Annotated in this window: 16 protein-coding genes; 1 reads left to right on the top strand and 15 read right to left on the bottom strand. The window is 46.2% G+C overall.

Annotated elements, in window-relative coordinates:
* Nucleotides 1-14: 14 nt before the first annotated feature.
* The 11 genes from ABE504_RS09860 to ABE504_RS09810 form a co-directional block, all read right to left on the bottom strand.
* Complete coding sequence (locus ABE504_RS09860; RefSeq protein WP_430087680.1) at nt 15-908, bottom strand: carbohydrate ABC transporter permease; 894 nt, start codon at nt 906-908, stop codon at nt 15-17.
* Nucleotides 909-919: 11 nt separating this feature from the next.
* Entirely contained in the window at nt 920-1879 is a 960-nt protein-coding gene (locus ABE504_RS09855) for an ABC transporter permease (RefSeq protein WP_430088674.1), read from the bottom strand.
* A 68-nt stretch (nt 1880-1947) separates the two neighbouring features.
* Nucleotides 1948-3582 carry an extracellular solute-binding protein gene (locus tag ABE504_RS09850; protein WP_430087678.1) on the bottom strand — a complete coding sequence of 545 codons (1635 nt, stop codon included), beginning with the start codon at nt 3580-3582 and terminating at the stop codon, nt 1948-1950.
* A gap of 222 nt (nt 3583-3804) precedes the next feature.
* A complete protein-coding gene (locus ABE504_RS09845; protein WP_430087676.1) occupies nt 3805-5439 on the bottom strand; it encodes a response regulator transcription factor in 1635 nt (544 codons plus the stop codon).
* Complete coding sequence (locus ABE504_RS09840; RefSeq protein WP_430087674.1) at nt 5432-7222, bottom strand: cache domain-containing sensor histidine kinase; 1791 nt, start codon at nt 7220-7222, stop codon at nt 5432-5434. Before ABE504_RS09840 ends, ABE504_RS09845 begins: the two co-directional genes overlap by 8 nt.
* A 149-nt stretch (nt 7223-7371) precedes the next feature.
* Nucleotides 7372-8850 (bottom strand): sulfatase-like hydrolase/transferase, encoded by a 1479-nt coding sequence (locus ABE504_RS09835; protein WP_430087672.1) that lies wholly within the window; start codon nt 8848-8850, stop codon nt 7372-7374.
* 33 nt (nt 8851-8883) lie between these two features.
* Nucleotides 8884-10320, bottom strand: a complete 1437-nt coding sequence (locus ABE504_RS09830; RefSeq protein WP_430087670.1) for a sulfatase family protein — start codon at nt 10318-10320, stop codon at nt 8884-8886.
* 73 nt (nt 10321-10393) lie between these two features.
* Nucleotides 10394-16762: an Ig-like domain-containing protein gene (locus ABE504_RS09825; protein WP_430087668.1), complete on the bottom strand. Its 6369-nt coding sequence runs from the start codon at nt 16760-16762 to the stop codon at nt 10394-10396.
* Between the two features lie 379 nt (nt 16763-17141).
* Nucleotides 17142-17528: an RDD family protein gene (locus ABE504_RS09820; RefSeq protein ID WP_430087666.1), complete on the bottom strand. Its 387-nt coding sequence runs from the start codon at nt 17526-17528 to the stop codon at nt 17142-17144.
* Nucleotides 17529-17589: 61 nt separating this feature from the next.
* The gene (locus tag ABE504_RS09815; protein ID WP_430087664.1) at nt 17590-17886 is read right to left on the bottom strand and encodes a hypothetical protein; all 297 of its coding nucleotides are present in this window, start codon (nt 17884-17886) and stop codon (nt 17590-17592) included.
* Nucleotides 17887-17958: 72 nt separating this feature from the next.
* On the bottom strand, nt 17959-18210 hold the full coding sequence (locus ABE504_RS09810; protein ID WP_430087662.1) for a hypothetical protein: 252 nt from the start codon (nt 18208-18210) through the stop codon (nt 17959-17961).
* Here ABE504_RS09810 and ABE504_RS09805 point away from each other — a divergent pair.
* The gene (locus ABE504_RS09805) at nt 18196-18546 is read left to right on the top strand and encodes a type II toxin-antitoxin system RelE family toxin (protein ID WP_430087660.1); all 351 of its coding nucleotides are present in this window, start codon (nt 18196-18198) and stop codon (nt 18544-18546) included. The two genes, ABE504_RS09810 and ABE504_RS09805, sit on opposite strands and share 15 nt — an antisense overlap.
* A gap of 176 nt (nt 18547-18722) precedes the next feature.
* Here ABE504_RS09805 and ABE504_RS09800 read toward each other — a convergent pair whose 3' ends face one another.
* From ABE504_RS09800 to ABE504_RS09785, 4 genes are all read right to left on the bottom strand, one after another.
* Nucleotides 18723-19178, bottom strand: coding sequence for an NUDIX hydrolase (locus ABE504_RS09800; protein WP_430087658.1), 456 nt, complete (start codon nt 19176-19178; stop codon nt 18723-18725).
* A 243-nt stretch (nt 19179-19421) separates the two neighbouring features.
* Complete coding sequence (locus tag ABE504_RS09795) at nt 19422-19976, bottom strand: hypothetical protein (protein WP_430087656.1); 555 nt, start codon at nt 19974-19976, stop codon at nt 19422-19424.
* A 71-nt stretch (nt 19977-20047) separates the two neighbouring features.
* A complete protein-coding gene (locus ABE504_RS09790; protein WP_430087654.1) occupies nt 20048-20545 on the bottom strand; it encodes a hypothetical protein in 498 nt (165 codons plus the stop codon).
* A gap of 210 nt (nt 20546-20755) precedes the next feature.
* Entirely contained in the window at nt 20756-22858 is a 2103-nt protein-coding gene (locus tag ABE504_RS09785) for a molybdopterin oxidoreductase family protein (protein WP_430087652.1), read from the bottom strand.
* Nucleotides 22859-22874 lie beyond the last annotated feature (16 nt).

The raw sequence follows: 22874 nt of genomic DNA, 5'->3' as shown, positions 1-22874 counted from the left end.
TCTCCTTTCGATGACTATCCTTTAATAGAGCCGATCATGACACCTTTGACAAAATGCTTTTGAACAAATGGATACATGACTAACACCGGCAAGCTTGCAATAATGATCAACGCATATTTCATGCCTTCCGCCAGCATTAAAGATTCTGTAATGTCGGTGGAACCTTCCATGATCGCGCTTTGATTACTAATAAGAATTCCACGAAGCACCAGCTGCAGCGGATATAAGTTGTGATCTCGCAAATAAATCAGGGCATTAAAGTAAGCATTCCAGTGACTAACCGCATAGAAGAGCACCATGACGGCCATAATTGGCTTGGAAAGGGGCAGAATGATTCGCCATAAAATCCCCCTATTCGAGCAACCGTCAATCATGGCTGCTTCTTGCATCTCCCAAGGGATATTGGTTTGGAAATAAGTGCGCATGACGATAAGATTATAGGTTGCAATCGCGTTCGGAATCAGCAGCGCCCATACGGTATCCACCATACCAAAATCTTTAATAATTAAAAAAGTAGGAATAATTCCACCTTGGAACAGCATTGTAAACGTGACGCCAAACATAAAGAAGCTGCGCCAAGGCATATCTTTCCTAGAGAGCGGATAGGCCGCCAGTGTTGTCAGGATCAAATTGAACAAGGTTCCAGCCGTCGTGTACAACAATGTATTTCGATAACCGACCCACACTTCTTTATTTCGAAATACCTCTTCATACGCCGCGAAGGTAAAACCTTTGGGCCACAGCACCAAGTGACCGGCCATTACCTCCATGGGATCACTGAACGAGGCGCTGACAACAAAAACGATCGGATAAAGCACGACGACAAAAATCACAGCAGCAATCGCATAGACGACTAGATTAAAGAACCGGCCGTCTTCAATACGGTTGCTTTGTATTCGACTCGACATGTTGGAACCCCCTACCATAAGCTAGCTTCTGCTTTTTTACGAGCATACCGATTAATCGTCAGCAGAAGAACTAGGTTAATCATGTTGTTAAAAAGACCGATGGCTGTTGTAAAGCTGTATTCACCACTTTGAATACCCGTTCGATAAATAAAGGTAGCAATCACGTCGCTTGATGCCATATTCAAATTATTTTGCATTAACAAAATTTTCTCAAACCCGACGTTCATGAAATGACCGACATCCAGAATTAATAGAATGAGTATCATGGGCATGATTCCGGGTATGGAGACATGCAGAAGGCGCTTGAACCGAGAAGCACCATCGATCTTGGCCGCTTCATACTGTTGAGGATCTATGCCTGCCAGTGCTGCAATATAGATAATGGACTGCCAGCCCATGTTTTGCCATATGCCAGAGGAGATGAATATTGCTTTGAACCATTCGCTCTCCTCAAGAAAAGCGATGGAATGTCCGCCAAAGGCTTGAACGATGACATTGACAATGCCTGTCTCAGGCTTGAGCATGAGCTGCAGCATCCCAACAACGACAACTAACGAAATAAAATGCGGCACATAGGAAACATTCTGTAAAAGCTTTTTGAATTTTTTACCCGGCAGCTCATGAATGAGCAGCGCGAGCATAATGGGAATCGGAAAGGCAAATAAGAGGGAGAATAGACTAATGGAAAACGTATTCCATAATAATCTGCCAAAATAGTAAGATTCAAAAAAACGTTCAAAATGATCAAAGCCGACCCAAGGACTTCCCAGAATGCCTTTTACCGGATTAAACTCTTTGAATGCGATTTGCAAGCCGTACATGGGGCCGTATTGAAAAATAATGTAATAGGCTGCGGGCAGCAGCAGCATAAGAAACAAATCATATTTATCACGGAATTGTCGAAACCGACTTCTTCGTGTAGTCTTTCTTTGGAGTTTTGCTTCCTTGCTGTTTGTTGTCCTAGCCTGCATGATTGACAAGGGAATCCCACCTATCCGAAATCGTTTGATCGGGGACGGTGCTTCCGTCCCCGCATCTGCTATTTTTTACTTTGCAAATTGTCATACACGCTTTGATACATGCCTTCCAATTCATCAATTTTCATTTTCTTTAGTGTCGTAACATAATTATCCCACTTGCTGAAATCCAGATCTCCGATAATAAACTTAGCGCTCTGCTCCCTGACATAGGTATCAATGTCATTACGCAGTATCTCTACGTTTTTCGAAGTGGCTTCATCAAACAGCGGAGCACCATACTTCACTTTAGTTAAATAGGGATCCAACACCTTTTGCGCATCCACAACAGCTTGGTTGTTTACCAAAGAATCGTTTTTCTCATTCAGCCAGTGAGGGAATGCACCTCCACAATACGGTGATACCTTTGCACAAGCCGCTGCGTCTGGTTTTGGATCTTTGGCAATGGCATCTACGTATACCGCTTCACCGGTTGCATCATAGTTAAACGTCTGCCCCTCTACCCCGTAACGAATGAAGGTGGAGCCTTCCTGACCATAAAAATAATCGACCCAACGCATCGTTGCTTCCGGTTGTTTATTGACACTCGTAATGGCAAATGTTCCGAACGTCTTCGTGATCGCATCAGAGACCGAGAACTTCTGATCGCCGAAAGGCCCTTTCACAGGTACACCTTGTACATATTGATCTGCAATCGCCGCGAACGGATTGTTGTTCCCCCAGCTAAATTCACCCAAATTGCCTGAGGTCATTTTGGCAAGATATTGTGCATTTGTTTGTGTGAAATATTCGCGATCAATTAGTTTTTCTTTCCAAAGCGTATTCAGGAACTGCAGAAGCGCTTTGTAGCGATCATCCGTCGACCACAGCTTCACCTTGCCATTCTCAATATTGGCACGATAATCGAATTGCAAATCCAACCCAAAGCTCCCAGCAAAAAAATTCACGAGTGAGAAGTTATCTTTGGTTTTATTCTCGGATGGCTGTGTGGATAACGGAATTTCGTCCGCTTTCCCGTTCCCATTCGGATCGCCGTCGCGAAACGCTTTCAAAACAGTAATTAACTCATCTGTCGTTTGCGGTTGTTTAAGCCCGAGTTTATCCAACCATTTCTGATTTAACCAAAGCTTTGGCACCAGTGAGGCCTTCGTTGTTACAATCATCGGCAACGAATAAATATGACCATTCGGATATGTAATACCTGCTTTAATCTCAGGATATTGGTCCATTAACGCCTTGAAGTTCGGCGCATATTGGTCAATTAGCTTTTCTAGCGGAATGAGCTGTCCTGATGTTCCGTACTTCAATGATTCAATCGGTGACAAAGCAGCCCGAAAGAAAAAGTCCGGCAGTTCGTTGGAAGCAAACACAAGATTTTTCCGCTCTGAGAACCCTTCCGTCGGTACATCTTCAACATTCACTTTAATACCTGTCTTTTTTTCATATTCATTCCATACTAGCAAATCTTTGCTTGGGCCCGCATTCGGTGCGATCCGTTGCATCATTTTAAGGGTAATCGGTGTTGTCACAATCGGAAAGCCAGTTGTACTCGAAGGCGATGGCGCTGTACTTGATGCACTTGCCGTACTTGATGCATCCGTTGTGTCAGTCGATTTACTGCAAGCGCTTAAAATTCCTGTCATAGCGATCGTAAGCGATGTAGCTACAAGCAAAGATTTGGATCCCTTATTTTTCACTGAATGTGAACCCCCTGTATGATGTGATGGTGTGTTGCTTGTACTCATTGTAGTTCATCGCCTATAGTAAAAAACCCTAAAAAGCTGAACAAAAGCTACAAAAATACAAACGTTTTCATAAACAGCAAAAGGCCTCCACAACTTGCCCCAACTTACCATTCTGTCCGTAACGGAAGCACGGTTGGTGTTGCATGCTTGTGAATGCCGTTAGCTTACACCTACTTATCGCTGCAGCTTGCATTTTACAAAAGTTTGTGGCGTAACACCTTCAATGTCCTTAAAAACTTTAAAAAAATAGTTATAGCTGCTAAAGCCTACGGATTCGTAGATATGCTTGATCGACATGCCTTGTTCAAACAACTGCTTGCTCATGCTGACTCTGTAGTGATTTACAAATTCCGTAAAGCTTTGTGCAACCTCATCTTTAAACAACCTGCCTAAATAGGACGGGGTAATGCCGATACTTTTAGCTGCAAGCTCCAGGGAGATATTCTCGGCGTAATGATTACGGATATATGTAATCGCTTGGATGACATATGGCGTGTTCGCCATCGTATCCTGGCGCATCATTTCATCTAGCACGACATCATAGTAATCTGTCACCCACGTTCGCATACCGACTACCGTCATGCATCTCTCAGCCTGCTCCTTCCACAACTCGGAAGTAAAGTTCTTGCCAGGCTTCATACCCCCAAGTCCTCTATCCCGCCATACTTTATGCGCGATCGTAAGCAGCTCTTTAAGCATATTCTGTATCGTTGCGGCATGTTGTATTCGCGATTCCTTCAACGATGAAAATATTTGCTGAACAACCGCATGCACCTGTGTTCGATTCTGAAGATTTAGCGCTGTAAGCAAATCACGTTCCTGATCCAGCTGAAGAAAAGATGCCGGGTTTGCATTTGCTTCTTCCTGCCCATCTCCTGTTGTTTTTACGCCGGTAAATTGCTGGAGCAAACGATCTTCCAGCAAGCGGGATGCGGCTAGGAATTGATTTCTGGCCTGCAGTAGCTGATTGGCGGCTGCACTAGCGCCAAACACAATCCGAACATTTAGAAAATGATGCATCGCTTTTTCCAATCTCCGCAGCTCGCTATCCAACTTTTGTGCAATTGCACCTTCGCTTCGGTGCTCGGGATAGCTTAAAAGCGCAGCAAAGCGGCCTTCCTCCAAATAGAAGAATAATTTGTTCCCCTCTACATGACATTGCCAATACAGGTCTTTAATAGATCGAATGTAAATTTGCTTCTCATTCTCTGATAAAGACTCCGTAAGCATACTGAAATGCACAACCTGTAGAGTAACAATGATCACATTTTTTAATTCCATACCCAGATTGCGGTTAAGATGCTCTTCAACAAGCTGAACGTCGGCACTTCTACCTAATAGAAGCTCGCGAATAAGTTCAATGGCTGTACGGTGATTAGTCATTTCCCAATTTCGTTCCAACTCTTCGTTCCGTTTCATAGCCGATGACCGATTGTCGAGTGTTGCTTTCGCTTTATTCAGAACCTCCAGCAAATTTTCGGCATGAAGCTCGTGCTTCAGTAAATAATCTATAGCCCCCGATTTCAAGGATTCCCTTACAAAATCAAACGTATCGTAGCTGCTGAGCACAATAAATAAGATTGTCGGGTCCTTCTCTTGTATCCATTTGCACAGCTCAACTCCACTCATGCCCGGCATATTCATATCCAGTATGACAATATCTGGCTTGCTAGCCTCTATGAACATCATGGCTTCTGGCCCATTCGTTGCTTGTCCGGCAATCCGGAAGTCAAAGGTCTGCCAAGGAATGAGCGTTACCAAATAATTGCGAGCCAAGATGTCATCATCCACAATGAGTACTTTATACATAATAGGTATCTCCTTCGTTCAGAATTGGGATGGTTATGGTGACTGTCGTATATAGTCCTACCTCACTCAGAATGTGAATACCATAGTGTTTACCAAACATCATACGGATTCGTTCGTGAACATTGGCTATGCCAATTCCGCTAAACGTATATCCATTTTGACGCATTTCTCCGCTTAAGATACGAAGGATTTGTTCATCTGACATCCCAGGACCGTTATCCGTTACTTCAATGACAATATCGTTCATCCCCTGCTTCTGAAGGCTGATTGTGAGCAGCCGTTCAGATTCCCCCGGTTTATATCCATGAATAATCGCATTCTCGACGATTGGCTGCAAGAGCAGCTTCACCGTTTTACACCTCAGCAGCTCAGGGTCCACATGCCAGTCGACATCCATGTGATACATGTCTTTATATTGCTGGATTGTAATATAGCCGCGGATATAAGCGAGTTCTTCCTCGATCGTAACGTATTGGCGAGTATTGCCTACAACCCCGCGCAGTAATTGAATTAAGGATGTTGTCACCTCCTCAATATTCACCGCATTGCGTAATCGTGCTAAATATTTAATCGTGTTCAGTGTGTTATAGAGAAAATGGGGACTGATTTGAGCCTGCAGTGCGGTAAGCTCAGCTTCGCGCTTCTGCTCCTCTCGCAACTGAATCTGCTTCATCATTTCCTTCAGACGGGTAACCATGTGAATAAAGGTTTTATTCAGCTCACCGACTTCATCCTGCGAGGTAATATGAGACAGCGTAATCATATCGCCTTCTTCAACGCGTTTCATCGTCTTTTGTAAATTTCGGATATTTTTCGTAATCTGCCCGGCAATATTAACCGAGAGCAAGAGCACAAGGAAAAATACAAAAATCACCACCTCGATAATCTGATTGCGCAGCCGAATCGAGTCTTTCACAAGCGTACTCTCCGGTACAATGCCAATCGTAGACCAACCGGTGTAGGCTGACTTATAGTTGGCGACAATATACTTTTTTCCCTCTAATTCCATGACGGTACCTTGATCATTCCGTTCATTTTGATAACCGATGGCCATCGCCGCCTCCCTTACAGGGTCGGGTTGCTTCTCATCAACCGTACTAAACACGATGCCTCCCGACTTATCTGTTACGACAATTTCCATGCCGTCCAACGGTTGGATCTGATATGTTTTCATAAATAATTCAAAATCAATATCAATCATCACGACTCCGATAGCTTCTTTACCTGACTTAATCAGCCTGCCGATGGTAACGGTTTCATTCCACAAAAACCCGTCGCCTTTCTGCTTGAGCCATATCTTCGAGCCATCCGCAGCTATAATTTGCTCAATCGCTTGATCTTGCAACACGGATTTGCTCAGAATGGGATTGCCCTCATAAATAATTTTTCCGTTCAAACCCACAATTGAAATTCTGGAGATATAAGATTTGTAGGCCTTCAAAGACGAGAGAAATTGTTTGACAAGCTTTTGTTCGAGAAAAGCTTCATAGGAAAGCTCTTCAGAAGGACTCTTGATATACGGAACAACGATTTCCTGATTCGTAGCTGCAACGGAGCTCATCTGATCCATATCCTTGAATATCGTCTGGAGATGATCATCCGCTTGCTGCATAGAACTAAGCACAAATTGAGTCGCATTTTGCTTGATCGTATTCGTCAGACTGTGATAAATGATCGCACTGACCAGACTTAACGAGAGTAATATAACAGTGGCAAAACTTAAGAATACCTTAGCTTGGATGCTCTTTTTGTAAAAAAACAGCTTATAAAATCGTGTATGCATACGTTGTCTCCCAAGCCCCAGAATGTACAGCTGATTTTCATTTTGTCATATGACCGCAGGATTAGACAAGCATTAGTTCATGGAAAAAAGACACCAGCAGGTGGAATATGGCATAGTGCCACCTTCCCGCAGTGTCTTAACCTTTAAAATCAGTTCAAATAGTTTCTTGGATGCCGCTTTATCGGATAATACTGCGAGTCTGGCAGCGTCGCCGTCTGCGTTCGGATTAACCACATCGACAATGTACCCAACATTTCACACTTTATATCCCTATGCTTTGAGGAGTCATACAGATTATTTAGTTCTAGTGGATCGTGGCTTATATCGTACAGCTCACCTCTGCCATGCATGTCCATGTTCAGCTTCCATGCGTCTTTCCTGACCGTCCTAAGCCAGCCGGATTGGGTATAGCGATTCAGCTCATTAAACTCGGCTATCCCATTTTTAACTGAGCCGACTGTATCCATATCTTCTGATGCTGCTCCCTGATGATATAGTCCGCCATAACCATGCTCTATCATCACGCTGGCGAATTCGTTCTTCGGATACTCCTCCCCATTCAACAGACCCCATAAGCTTCTGCCCTGTACTCCCATTGGAATCTCAGACTCCATAACCTCGCAGAGCGTCGGCATCACATCTGCAAGAGACACATGTGCGTCGTGAGCTTCTTCTCTTGCAGGGATCCCTGCGCCATAGAATTGCATCGGTATGCGGCTTAATACTTCAGGAGCCTCTGGACCTTTCTTCATCAAGCCGTATTCTCCAACAAAATCGCCATGATCGGATAAGAACACGATAAGAGTATTATCGAGCATGTGGTTTTCCTCCAAATGCAGTACGAAACGGCGAATTTGATCGTCGATAAGCCTCAGCATGCCCAAATAATTGGAGCGCGCTCTCGCGACTCGGTCCTCATGATCAGGAAGGAAATGCTCCATTTGCTCACCGTAGAAGACCCACTTCTCTCCCTTCCGGAGGCGATCTTCCTTGCCAGCACCAAGCGGAGGGAGCTTCTCGGGAGGAAACATGGAATAATAAGGCTCTGGTGCTTGATAAGGATTATGCGGTTCAGGGAAGCTCAGCCACAGGAGAAACGGTTGCTCAACCAGCGAATCGATCCACCTCTTCGCAGCGGAAACTGCGCGATAAGGCAGTTGACAATCAAGAGGAAAAGGAGTAGCCGTCATACTAACTTGAGACAGGGATTTCAGCCACTCATCGTAGCTCGCCTCCATGTCTGTCTTCTCTTCTTGGAAACCGCCCCAATGCCCTTGTAGATAATGATAATCGACAGCTTGATCGGGGATAAGCGGACTATGATTCTTGCCGATCAAAGCAGTAGCATAATGATTGTCTTTGGCGACAGCGAACAAATCCTTCTCATATTCAGCCAGCTTCAAGCCGTCGTTCCTGTTCACTCGATGCGAGCTTGGCCAGCGTCCGGTAATTAAGCTTGTGCGGGCAGGACCGCATACTGGCATCGTTGTATAAGTGTGGTTAAACCAGCAGCCTTTTTTCGCCAACTCGTCTAGGTAAGGGGTCGTATTCAATGAATACCCCTCAAGCGCTCTCAAATCAGCACGCTGCTGATCTGTCATGATAACCACAATATTCTTCTTATTCACCAAAGTGCCTCCCTTTGTTCAACTTTATGCTTGCTAGAAATTCGTTGTTCGTAAAGGAAGAGGGTCCACGGTTTCTGCCATACGGTCGCACAGCCGCTGGTACAGTTCCAGTTTGACGGAAGCATAGGCAGCTTCGTTCCAAAGATTGACCGTCTCGCCCGGATCCTTGCTTAGATCATACAACTCTCCCAATTTGTGACCGTGACAGGCAACCAGCTTGAACTCATGCGTGCGGATCATCGTTGCATAAGCAGGATCTTTCCTCCTCTGAGCATTGTAAAATTCGCAATATACATCATCCCTGTGTTTATCTTGTGTTAAACTTCCTGTCAATAATGGCCACAAGGAACGGCCCTGCATCCCCTCGTAGATGGGCAACCCAGCAGCGTCCAGCAAGGTGGGAGCGAGATCTACCAACTCTACCATCGCCTTTATCCTTCTGGCTTCAACGACTTTCCCAGGCCAGGATATAAGAAGAGGAACTCTAACTGATGGATCATAGAAATGAGGGCCTTTCAGATAGATGCCATGATCGCCAAGCAGCTCGCCATGATCAGACATGAAGATAATTATGGTATTGTCCAGCTGACCGCTGCGCTCCAGCGCTTCTATCATTCTTCCGACCTGCTCGTCAATAAGATCAACCATCGCCCAATACGCCGCGCGCAAATACAGATGATCCTTCTCCGTCATGTCTACAAATGGATAAAAATTCTTCATCCCGTAAGCCGCTAACGAATCTCTCTTCTGAAACTCAGGCTTATTGTCCAGCTCACCTTCTGTATAAGAAGGAAACGGCAGGGACTCCAACTGCTCGACGTATCTCGCCAAACGGTTTTTATCTGGCGTGAAGGCATGATGCGGATCATACATATTGACAGAATACAGCCATGGACGGTTGAAAGCAGCGCTTGTTTCGATAAAATTAATTGCCTTCTCGGCACACCAAGTTGTCTGCTGATCCTCAGCATCCGGTCCAATTTGAACATATTTGCAATCATCGATCGGCGAGACGCCATAACGCTTCCCTTTGCTCTGCAGCCACTGGGTGTATTCATTTGTCTGCCAGTCCGGCATCGGATGATGGGACCATCGGAATTCGGAATAACCGTCGTTGATACGGGCTTCCATGGAAGGAGCAATTGATGGATGGCAAGCGGAAATATGCAGCTTGCCTGCTAAACCGCAGGTATAACCGTTTTCGGCAAGCAATCGCGTCACCAATACTTCATCCGCAGAAATCGATTGACCGTTCTGCCTAACTTTTGTCGTTCTTGGATAACGGCCTGTCAAGAAGCTTGCACGGCTCGGCGAGCAAACAGGACTCTGACAATAGCTTTGCTCGAACAAGGCCCCTTTCTCAGCCAACCGATCAATATTCGGCGTTTGGACAAACGCATTTCCATAGCATCCTAATGTGTCGTAACGCTGCTGATCCGTGCAAATCCACAATATATTTGGTTTCTTCATGTCTATCACTCCTCGTATTACTTTTAAGGAAGAAGGCAAAAGCCATTCCCTTAAGGGGGAATGGCCACTGCCATTACAGATACAATAGCTCTAACATTCTGCAAACCATGACAGCTGCTTCTTCTCTTGTTACTTCATCTTCATGCCGTAAAGTATGATCTTCATAGCCTATCATGATGCTAGCGGATACAACCCGCTTCATCCCCTCTAACGCCCAGTCCGGAATCTGAGCAGCATCTTGGAATGAGGTCAAATCGGTGCTTTCTTCCAATTTTATAGCATTAAATCTCTCTAGCACTCTTCCGATCATGACCGCCATCTCAGCGCGCGTAATCGGACGCTCGCCCTCGAAACGGGTATTGCCGTTGCTGCCCACACCACTGATAATGCCTTCTTCTGCCGCAGTTTGCACAAAGGACTTCGCCCATTCAGGGATGTCCTGGTTATCAGCAAAACCCGTCTTGGTTCCTGAAAGCTCCATACCGAGCGCAGACACGAGAATTTTGGCAAACTGAGCACGCGTTAAGCTGTCCCCTCCGTGAAAGCTGCCGTCAGGAAAGCCGGAAATGGCATTCATCCCTTTCAGACGATTGATGCTTTCCGACGCCCAAGGCTGGCTTGCATCCTTCAGCTTCACGTCACTATAGGCAAACACTGCAAATTTCGTAAAGTGATTGATATTGACACTGATTGTTCCATCTGGATTCATACTGCCTCCAATATAAATCCATTTTTTCTGCGTTTCATTGTAATAATAGACGGCAGGCTGCTGTCCTTCTGTCAATTGCTTGTTATCGAATGTAAGTGTTAGCTGCAACTTTTTACTGAAATGATTGCCGCTCGTGTTGTTCAGCACATAAGTTTGGCTGAGCCGCTGCTGAACTTCATTCGGAGGGCTTTCATTTTCACCTGCGATTGCAACGGTTATGGTGCTTTTCGAACCAACCGCTCCAGCAGGAACAACCAGTTTCAACTGCCCCTTAAGTTCCAGGTGTCCTTCTTCTAATGGATTTAGGTCCACTCGATTCGTATCATTCTTGATGCCAGTCTCTCCATTCACATTGCCCTGTGAAAGTTCATTCCCTGACTCCGATTCATTCTGACTGCTTCCGTCGGAAGGATCACCATTCCCATCTTCACCCGAACCGTCTTCGCCTGGTTGCTGCGTTTCCATTTCCATTAGCTGACCCGAAACATCAAATCCGGTAAAGGAGTTATAAGTCGCCTGAACTGCGTCCGTATACAGTCCCATTTGCGCAGGTTGGCCAGCAAACGGATCTGCTTCATTGAAGATCAGCTCATTGTTGACCCATACATAAAGGCGTCCTTTAGAACGAACTGTCTTATAAAAGTTCTGCGCGCTTATCTCTTCACGAACAACAAAAGAGAAGGGTCTGTTATTGTCAGACGGGACTCTTAGCCGCAGTTTATCCGTTTTGACACTATCCGAGAAATCCGCAATGCTGTAATCTCCCTTCCCCTTATCTTCGTAAGAGAATGGCACATTCCTCCAGCCATCAGACCAGCTATCGAATCCGAAATTGGACGAGCTTGCATCCGGCAGCTCAAAGTTCTGGCTAATATAATCGAACGGTCCAGAGAACCATAGCATTTTAGCCTTCGAGATTTCTGCTTCTCCTCGTAATTTGTATTCATATTCGCTCTGGGCCGTACCTTCGTAATTCGAATGCCCATATATCGTTTCTCTCGCCGTAGGTGCTGTTGCAATTATTGTACTCACACCGTTAACGACGCTCGAAAGCTCATAATTATGCGATTCATAATTGGTAGATGCCGTCACATAGTTTTGCGCATCTTTGTACGCAAGCACCACGCCTGATTTGCCCGAAACCGGCAAGGAATCCGAATGAATGTTAACGGACATCTCATTCTCAAGCAGCGCATCCCCTTTTACGGTGATAGCTTCTCCATCAACCGGGGACTGCAAGCCATTCTCAGAAGTCGTCCAATCTGCGTCCCATCCATTGAAATAAGAGCCATATTCGTTCCATCCTTCAGTGACGGTCACATTGTCTATGCTTACGTTAGATCCATCGCTAACCAGTCCGATTTCTCCAGCAGAAGCGATAGCATCAAGCTCCAGAACCGGCTTGTCATCATTCAAGGTATAATGATCTAACTGAGCGAATACCTTCGATCCATTCTTGTATATTTTCAGCGTATGGAACTGTTCGCCGTAATCTGCCGCTCTTGCATCCTCATGATGGAACTGGAACGTAGCAGGCAGCTCGTAGCTTAACGTATTGAGCACTCCGTTTATGCGATATGGAATAAGGAGTTTATGCTCATTCCGATCAATCATAACTTTCACATCGTTATTTTCGTCCTTATGCCAAACCGTAATCCCAGCTTGCGCCTTAGTACCGAAATCATCATCGTCAAAGCGGATATTCGATTCGAAGAAGAAATTTTGTATGCCAACATCTTTAATCAAAAGCTCCCTTGTCTCGCTCGGGGCTTGAATGTGAATCGATGTTCCGTCGAAAGTCACATCAGACTGCAAGCCGCTATAATGATTCAAACTGTCCGCTGTGTCAAAACGATCTTGGAAGGTTGGCGCCCAAGCGTCGGGATGCAAACCTGGCGCAGCCTCTGATGTCGGACCATCGGCAACCATTTCTTGATCCCAGAAGTAAAGTCGATCTTTGCCTTGGCCATTGTCATTGTTCCAGAAGGCTTTATACGTAATCCAGGTTTCAAATCCATTCGGCCCTTTGATGACATTGGGCTGAGACGGTCCTACAATATCCGGCTCAATCGCGCTCCCCTTCGTATCATAGAGCCCGAAGTCCAAATGATACGCCGTCAGCTCCGGTCCGCCGTCACGGCTGATTTCTACGGAGATGACATTCGTACCAACATGAAGCATTTCGCTTGGAACCTCGGTCATGATGTAAGCACGTTGCTGACCACCGAAGGATACCAGCTCTTGACCATTCACGTAGACTTTCCCGTAGCCTTCCAAGCGGTAACGCAGTACCGTTGTTTCGGGTACTTGATTAAGTTCCAATGTTCTTCTTGCCCACATCGTAGAAGGACCCGTTGGATTGCCCCAAATTTTACTCTTATCCGTCTCGTTGTCGTTGTATATGCTTGGTATTTTTGTTTTGTTCACTTCTGGCCATCCGAATCCGCCTTCGCCGGTTTTCCAGGCTGAAGCGTCGTAATCTGAAGCTGTCCAGCCTGAATCCGGTTGCGAGAAGGTATAAGCGTATGGCTGCCACCCATGCTCTGCTGTTGGAAGCAGCACGTTATATTTCAAAATAAGCTGTTCTATATTGCGTGCGAGCAACTTGCCTGGATATTTGTCTGCATTCGTAATTTCATCATAATTGGCTGCTTGAGCAACGCCTGTTTCATATAGACCAGTCTCCGGATAGAATTGATTCCCTACATATAGCATGTAATATTCGCCGTTGTGGTAATACAGCTCTGGTCCTTCGAAATTATAGAAATTCGTATTCGCCCAATGGCCAGGCTGCGTATGAACCGTCTCGATCGCAGGACTTCTTCCCGCATTGCCCATCTCGTTGAAGAAGGACTGTACTTTCCATACCCAGGCGCCTGCTCTCTTCGGCTTTGCATCGCCAGTATTCGGATCAGGTTCATCCGGGTTGACTTTACGCAGATAGACGAGATCTCCGTTGGCAGCAACGAACATTTGCGGATCGATACCCAGATCGAATCGGGTGTCCCAGAAGCTGTGCTGAAAGTCTGGCGTATCGTTCATCGTGCTTGGATCGCCGTTGATTAGCGCCGTCCCATTAAAGGCATAAAACATAACGCCATTATGGAACAACAAATCCGAAGCTCCGTATCGACTGTATAACGGGTCCGCATTTGCCGCTGGCGGCAGGGTGGACGGATCGTCCGAGATCAACTCATACGGACTTTCCCAATGAACCATATCCTTCGATCGGTACACATCGCCGCTCGTTCCAGTGCCCATCAAATAGTAGTAGCCATTATACTGTTCGATGGTCCCATCATACACGGTTATTTTCTGCCCCTGATTAGGTCCCGAATCTACGGTCATTAAATTTTCTACTTCCTTGATAGCAAACAGATTGACCGTTACTTCACAAGTTGCCATATAACCGCCATCCTCGGTCATGGCACTAATGATTGACGTGCCAGGCGAAACCGCAGTCACCCTGCCTTGCTCATCCACCGTCGCTATCGCTTGATTACTCGAGGACCAGATTACCTTCTGATTCGTGGCCTCGGCCGGTTCGACAGCTGTTATGAGCAGCTTCTTCATCCCGGGAGATAAGGTTAAGCTTGAATGATTCATGTTAATACCTGTAACATGGACAGGCTCTACAGTTACTATGCTGGATGCCGTAAAACCTCCGTCTTCCGTCGTAACGGTAATAACCGCAACTCCTGCCTGCAGAGCGGTAATATGTCCCGTTCCATCCACCGTCACAACCCCGGGATTGTCGGTTGTCCAGACGACATTTTGATTAGATGCATAAGAAGGCGTGATGACTCCTGTTAAAGTATGTGTCTCATTCACCTTCATGCTGAGATTGGATTCATCCAATGAGATCCCCTCCACTGCCGATTGCTCGACGGTAATGACACAGGAAGCTATGTAGTCGCCGTCCTCTGTCCGAGCGGTGATGGTTGCAGTCCCTTCGCCGATTGCCTCTACGGCAGCATGCGAGTAGACACTCGATGTCACAGTCGCTACAGCCTCGTCACTCGAGGACCATAGAATGGTCTTATTCGTAGCATAGCTTGGCGCAACGATGGCCTGAAGCTCAAGTACACCTCCAACCGCCAGCGTTTCGTTCCCCGTATTCAGGCTGACTCCACTAACAGCTACTGGACCAACGATTGGCGATACCGCTGCCGAATAGAGCTTCACTTCATCGATCATCCCATTGAACCATGCGCCCCCTCCACTGCCGCCGAACGCATCGACAGCAAGTCGAGCGCCGATTGCCGCTTGATTAGGTGAAGCTGCGACGGTTGCGTAAGTCGCTGTATCAGACTGAACAAGCGTTCCATCCAGATACAGTTTAAACAAACCTTTGTCGAAGGATACGGTGACATGATGCCAAGCAGCTGTATCCGTAAAATTAGTTGAAAGCGTATGTCTTTCAGACCCATTGACCACAGCCGCTTCGAGCTTATTTGCATTTAATTGAATGGCAAGTCCCGCCGTATTGCCGCCACGCTCGAATAATACCTGCCTGGAAGCCGTATTGTTCGCTTTGAACCAAAGTCCCGCAGTAAATTCCGAAAATTGCGATGAATCACCTATCATGAAATTAGAGCCCAGCTTATTGAGCTGAATGATGTTGGTTGTTCCATTAAATGAGAACGCTCCATTCTCCAAACCATTCCCGACATAAGTTCCATTAGCGTTTACAGAATGATTGCCGTTCCCGCTGGAATCCTCGGCAAGCTGCACACCGTTATTCTCATATACACTGTCCAGCTTATACCAGGCTACCAGCCCTTCATCACCAAGGGCTACAATGGACGGTATCACGGTTATGTCACAAGTTGCCGTGAAATTACCATCCTCTGAAGTTACAGTAATGGTTGCGTTCCCAGATGAAATCGCTTCTATTACTGCTCTATCCCCATTAACAGATGAAATACTCACCACTTCGTTATCGCTGGAGGTCCACATCAGATTTCTGTTTGTTGCTAACAATGGTTCCAGTGCAGCCTGCAGCTCATAGGTAGAATGGACACCAAGCGTTAATTTGCTCTTATTCAAACTTACTCCTGTTGCAGCAATCTCTGGAGTCATTGCCACACTATAGAGACGAACATCGTCAATCATTCCATTGAACCATGCCCCCCCTTTGGTGCCGCCGAAAGCATCAACTGCATTTCTCGCGCCAATTGCCCCTGCATTAAGTGCGCTAGCCACTTGCGAAAAGGGCGCAGTCAAAGAATCGATAAGCACACCGTCCAGATATAGCTTGAACTGCCCATTATCAAAGGAAGCAACCACCTGATGCCAAGCAGTCGTGTCGGTAAAATCTGTCGAAAGTTTTTGCATGATATCTGCATTTACAACAGCCGCTTCCAACTTGTTGTCAGCTATTTGGATGGCAAATCCTGCTGTATTCCCACCGCGCTCGTACAGAACTTGCCTTGATACGGTATCATTCGCCTTGAACCAGAGTGAGGCTGAATGCTCGGTGAACGAATCCTTGAGGAAAGTCGTACCCGATCCTGATGTATTCAATTGCACGATATCGCTTACTCCGTTAAAGGAGAGTGCGCCTCCATAAACGCCGGAATCCGCACGCCATGTGCCACTCGTACCCACAGCATGTTGACCATTGCCCGAAGAGTCCTCCGCTACGTTAATGCCATCTATCGAAATCGGCGCATCGAGCTTGTACCAAGCTAGCAAGCTGGGTACAACCGACTCGGAGGCTGATGCGCGCATCCCTCCAAATGGCGTAATTATGAAGGTTATCATGATGAAGAGCAACAACATTCTTTTAACCATATATCACCATCTCATTCTCCCCCTCAGGATGTTTTCAAACGCTACCCATCCATTGTAATGTAAACGGTTTCTCTAAAAACTCTAAATTTCATTGAAAAAACTACAAAAATACAGACTGGCTATGATAACCACCCTACGTACCGTACCTTTCGGTATATGCGGCTCTGACTTGAGTATAATCATCCGCGAAGAATAGAAATCCGAGTTGCTTGAGGTTGTTGTTTCCGAGGGATTTAGTGAGGATTGGGGCTATTGGAAGTTCTCCAGTAGCCTTTTCTTATGTTCGCGCATTCCCACTTTATACGATGTTTTAGAACTACATGTGTGTTACTTGAGTTTTTGCAATGATATCTCCAATTCTTCTTCCCATTAAAATAAGCAATAAAAGTTCTACTGGCCACAAAAATACAGTAACATTCCTTATTATTAATCGTATTGACCCAGGTTTTTTACTTGTATCTTCAATGTCTCTTACGGCAATTCTTAGTACTCTCTTACCTACACTCCTTCCTTGATATACATCCTTAAGAAAGTAATAAATCATTCCTAATAACAGTATTGTGTTAAAAGTTTCAAATGGCCTCATAAAATTAGAATCTGTCGGATACATGATTGACTCCCAATTAAATGCCATGAAAATGAACAAGACTATTATTGTTCCGACTAGATGATCTATTAAAATGGCTAATATTCTCTGTTTCAATAATTTACTCCCTTTCTATTATTGTTATTGTTTGCTTGAAATCATTTCCCCCGAAATTTTTCTAATTCCCAAAATAATCCTTAAACTGTTCTCTATTTGTTTTTGATAATGCTTTCCTCAATAATTCATCATCATAACCATATGTAATTAATGCATTCAATATGGCATCTTTCCGATCTGGTCTATTTCTTCTAATGTTAGATTCCAATTGAATCTCTAAAGGTACGACTGGCACTTCATGGTTCTCGAATTCAACAAGCTTCTTTAACTCCCAAATATATTTACCGCCTTCCCATATTCCCTCCCCTTCATCCGAATCGGGGATACCAGCAGAATTTGATATTTGAACCACTTCCACAGTAAAATCGTGGATTTTCCATTTCCCTTTCGTCCAAGTGAATCCAGAAGAAAATGATTGAGTAAAGTATGGTTATTCATTAGAGGATAGCCAGTCTCCATCAGAATAAGAAAGATCAGATTTAGATTTTAAGTTAAATTTTCCCAGTAACTCAGCTATATCTTGAACATCTTCTATGTTCTGAACATATATATCTAAATCATTTGGTTCCATTTTTGCATTTTGTAATACAGATCCAACGGATCCGACGATAATCCATTTATTTGTTAGTTTGGATTCCGAGTAAAGATCACAAAAAGTCTTTAGCGCTTGTTTCCAACTCATGAAAAAAAGCTCCCTTCTTTATCGCTCTTCAAGAAAATTCTGCCTGATCCCACTTCCCCGAAATGCCACTGGCAGTCCAAGGGCCGCAAGGCCCGCCGCGCGAATAGTGTTATCAGATGCCCATATAAACAAACTCGCAATCGAATCTTAAACCACATCCAAATTCTTGCACAAGATCCCAAACATCCAGAATTATACATTAAAAAAATGCAGGGAACCAACAATCAATTCCGACTTCGAATTGGGTCTTATCGAGTTGTTTATTCTATCTTTAATGATATTCTAGTTATCGTGGTTATTAAAGTTGGATCACGCGGCGATGTATATAAAGCGTAAGGCACTGGAGTTATTCAATGCTTTACGCGCCCGAGAGAATAAAGCTAGCACAGCTGGCGGGTCGAAGACTTATCCTCGCAGGGTTGTCACTTGAATCCACTTCCCCGAGATCCCTCATGGCGACCAAAGGCAGCGTGAATACGATGTTAGATGAAGTCAAAGACATCTTCGAAATACTACCACTTCGTTATGTATCCAGCTTTTCTAAGGGAATACTCTGTAAATGGGTTAACATTATCAATTGGTACTTCTAATGAAAAGTATTTAAGTTCATAACTTTCATTATCGTTTACTTTCGGGTCCCCTTGTATTTCTTGCGCTTCATATATAGCCATTACATTATAGATTTCATCACCATGTGGGTACTTATAGTACATGTCCTTACCAGAAAATATCGTTATGAATTTGAATGATTTCGCAGTAAGTCCTGCTTCTTCATAAAGTTCTCGAGCTGCCGCCTCTTCTAATGATTCTCCTAGCTCTAATGAACCTCCAATGGTTCCCCAATCATTACTATCAGTCCTTCTCTGAAGTAATAGTCCACCGTCGTGATTGAATATTAAAACACATGCACCAACCATTATTAATGGTCTAGTGCCAACAATATTCCTTAAGTCCATGATGTATCCCATCAAATTAGCTCCTATGTAGTTATTATTGATATGATTCATCTGTGATTTCATCTAACGTTGTTGTATTCACGAACCCGAGAGGCTTAAGGCGCGGCAGCCCCGGGTCCGACGGGCTTAGCCAGTGTAGTGTTGTCTGCTGTGTCCGCTTCCTCGAAAATACTCCTGACAGACCAAGGGCCGTCAGGTCCGCAGCGTGAATAAGGTGTTAGGTGAATTCATTGCCTTCCTGAACAATCCCACTAATCAATTCTCTAAGAAATTCTTGTAATCCTCGATCCACATTCTTTCAATAAATGCACCTGTCGACTTTTTCTCGATTAAATCCTGACACCTCTGAGGCGTAAGTAAATTAATAATCTTACCCTCATAATTAATTATATTATTTGTCAATCTATTTAGTTTTTCTACGATTTTATCAGTATCTTCAATTGGAATATCCCCATAATAAATACCTTCATATCCAATCTCTGATGGCCTAAGATAATTAATTGGTTCATAAGTAATACCGAATAAGTCCTCTTCCTTAAAATTAACCATTGCTATTCTAAATGGATAATCTATGGCATCTTTCAAGTAAATATTTTTTGTTTGTAGGTCCTTTAGGTCTCTCACAAACCGATGTCGTATACAAAAAATGAAGTTAGTTCCTTGATCCCCTCTATATGTCCTTCTTAATAATGCAGCAACTGTTTCACCTTTAGTTTTATATAGGCATTGTCCTTTGCTAAGGTAACCATACTCTTGTAACTTTTTGGTGACCACTTCATTAAATATTGGATTGAAAATACTTGCCTCCATGATAATGCCCTCCAATTAATATGTTGCAATGATTTCACCTAACGTTGTTGTATTCACGAACCCTCACTGGCTTAAGGGAGCATAGCGACCGGGTCCGACGGACTTAGCCAGTGCAGGTTTGTCGACTGACTCGCTCCCTCGAAATCCCTCTTGGCGACCAAGGGTCGGCTCAGCCGGCCCGCAGCATAAAACTTGATTGTACTAATCTCTTGGTTCACATAAGCATGCGAAAAGCCTCTGTCCAGCAGTTGCAGCGAGTAGTTTTGAATGACGTTATCCTTCCAATCCCACGCCTTCCCCACCCAATAGGCGAAGAAACGCTCAACTTGACCCAAATACGCCTTGATTGTTGTTGCACTGTAACCTCGAAGCAAGAGATGGTCTTTAAAGCATCGACACGAATAGGATAGCCGTGAAAAGTTAAGAGCACTTGCCCAATTACAGTCAATGAATAGGCCAATGCGCATGGCAACTCTTTGTAAATCCACTAGCGGAACACCTTCTCGATATTCCCCTTCAATTTTCAAGCCTAAGCTCGTATCGCTTCGTTTAAACAGCATAATATCCAATACAATTGACCCTCCAATTCTATCACCTTTTGAAAATACTGGAAACACAAAAGAAGAAGCTCCCAAAGTCTGCCGTAGACCTGGAAGCCTTCATGCTTGTAAAACAAAAAAAGCCGTCCTCACAAGGACAGCTCCTAATCCTAATTTAGTTCAACTCCATCACCACATACGTTTCCCTGCGACCCGCACTTTTTGCTCCCAACTATATTCCTACTCCACCCGCTCAATCCGCACCGCACAAATCTTAAACTCCGGCATCCGGCTCGTCGGGTCGAGCGCGTCGCTCGTCAACTGGTTGATCGCCAGGTCGTCGCCCCAGTGGAAAGGGACGAAGACGGTGCGAGGCTGGATGCCCTCGGTCACTTTTACTTGAAAAACGAGCGAGCCTCGCCGGCTGGTGATACGGATGCACTGATCCAGGCTCAGCCCGATGCGCTTGGCGAGCGAGGGATGAATCTCGGCGACCGGCACGGGCGCCTTTTTCAACAAAGCGTCAGTTCGGCGCGTCTGCACGCCGCTTAGGTAGTGATTGCCGAGCCGCCCGGTGGTCAGGATGTACGGGTACTCCCCGTCGATCGGCTCGCCTGGCATTTTCGGCTCGATGCCGAAGAGGCGCGCTTTGCCGTCGGGGTGGTGGAACCGCTCCTGGAACAGGTGCGGCGTTCCCGGATGATCAGGCGACGGGCACGGCCAGAACAGGCCCTTCGCCTCCTGCAGCCGCCGGTAGGTGATGCCACTGTAGTCGGCCTTGCCGCCAGCCGAAGCAGCCGCAAGCTCCTCGAACACATTTTCAATACCCGCATATTGAAAATAGGTCCCTCGCCCCAACGCCTCCGCCAGCTCGCACAGGATGCGATAATCGAGCTTGGCCCGGCCCGGCAGCTCGGTCGCTTGCCGCCGATGGAACACGCGTCCTTCCAAGTTCGTCAGCGTACCCTCCGCTTCGCTAAAGGACGAGCCGGGCAGCAAGTAATGCGCATAGCGCGCGGTCTCGGTCTCGAACATGTCGATGACGACGAGCAGCTCCAGCTTCTGCAAAGCCCGCTCCACCATCCGGTTATTCGGGCTGGACACAAGCGGATTGGAGCCCAGCACGATCAAGCCCTTTACTTCGCCCTCGTCGACTTTTTTCAGCAGCTCGTAGGCGGAAACGCCTTTTCCCGGCAGCTCGGCCGGGTCGATGCCCCACACGCCCGCCACATGCTCGCGGGCCGCCGGATCTTCGATCAGCCGGTAACCCGGCAGTTGATCGGCCTTTTGCCCGTGCTCGCGCCCGCCTTGACCGTTGGCTTGCCCGGTCACAGCGCCGTAGCCGCAGCCGGACCGACCGATTTTGCCCGTCAGCAGGCATAAATTAATGTAGTTCAGCGTATTCTCCACGCCGTTTTTCTGCTGCTCCAAACCGCGCGCCGTCAAGACGATGCCGCTCTCCGCTTTCGCAAAGCCCCGGGCCACCGTACGCAACACCGCTTCGAGAATGCCTGTCATCGCCTCGACCCGCTCAGGCGTAAAGCTTTTCACCGCGTCCTGCACGTGCTCAAAGCCGACGGTCCGTTCCCGAACAAAGCGCTCATCCACCAGCTTCTCCGTAATCATTACGTTCAGCAGTCCGTTGACAAAGACGGAATCGAATCCAGGCTGCAGCCGCACATGCACATCGGCAACCTTAGAGGTCATCGTGTTGCGCGGATCGATGGTCACGATGATGGCGCCTTTCTTCTTCGCTTCCAGCAAGTAAGGCATCATCGTCGGCTGGCATTCCGCAATATTGGTGCCAGCCAAAATGATGTACTTCGCATTCGGAATCTCGCTCAAAGGCATCGTCATCCCGCGATCGATACCGAATGCTTGATTGCTCGCCGCAGCCGCCGAGGACATGCAGTAGCGGCCGTTATAATCAATGTACCGCGAGCGAAGCGCCACACGGGTAAATTTGCCGAGCAGGTAGCACACCTCGTTCGTCAAAGAGCCTCCGCCATACACACCGACGGCATCGCGACCATGCAATTCCTGCAACGCCATGACCTTTTCGGCAATGCCGCTGTAAGCCTCCGCCCACGACAACGGCCGCCAAGGGAGCACCCCCTTCTGCTTCTGAAGCGGCTCCAGAATCCGCTCGGAATGCCCCACATGCTCCAGCGCATTCAATCCTTTTTGACACAATCGACCAGTCGCTACGGGAAACACGCTGCTTGGCTTAATGGTCAGCCCGCCTAGTCTCTCGCCCGGAATGAATTCCAACCCGCACTGCATACTGCAAAAGCAGCAATGAGAGGAGGGCTGTTCCACAAGCGCTCTATACTCCGTTTTCATCGCCCTCGCCTCCTCC

Origin of the sequence: Paenibacillus oryzisoli (assembly GCF_050467285.1) — a bacterium.
Lineage (GTDB): Bacteria > Bacillota > Bacilli > Paenibacillales > NBRC-103111 > Paenibacillus_E > Paenibacillus_E oryzisoli_A.
Note: the sequence above shows the minus strand (reverse complement) of the source record. Positions and strands in the feature narration are given on the sequence as shown.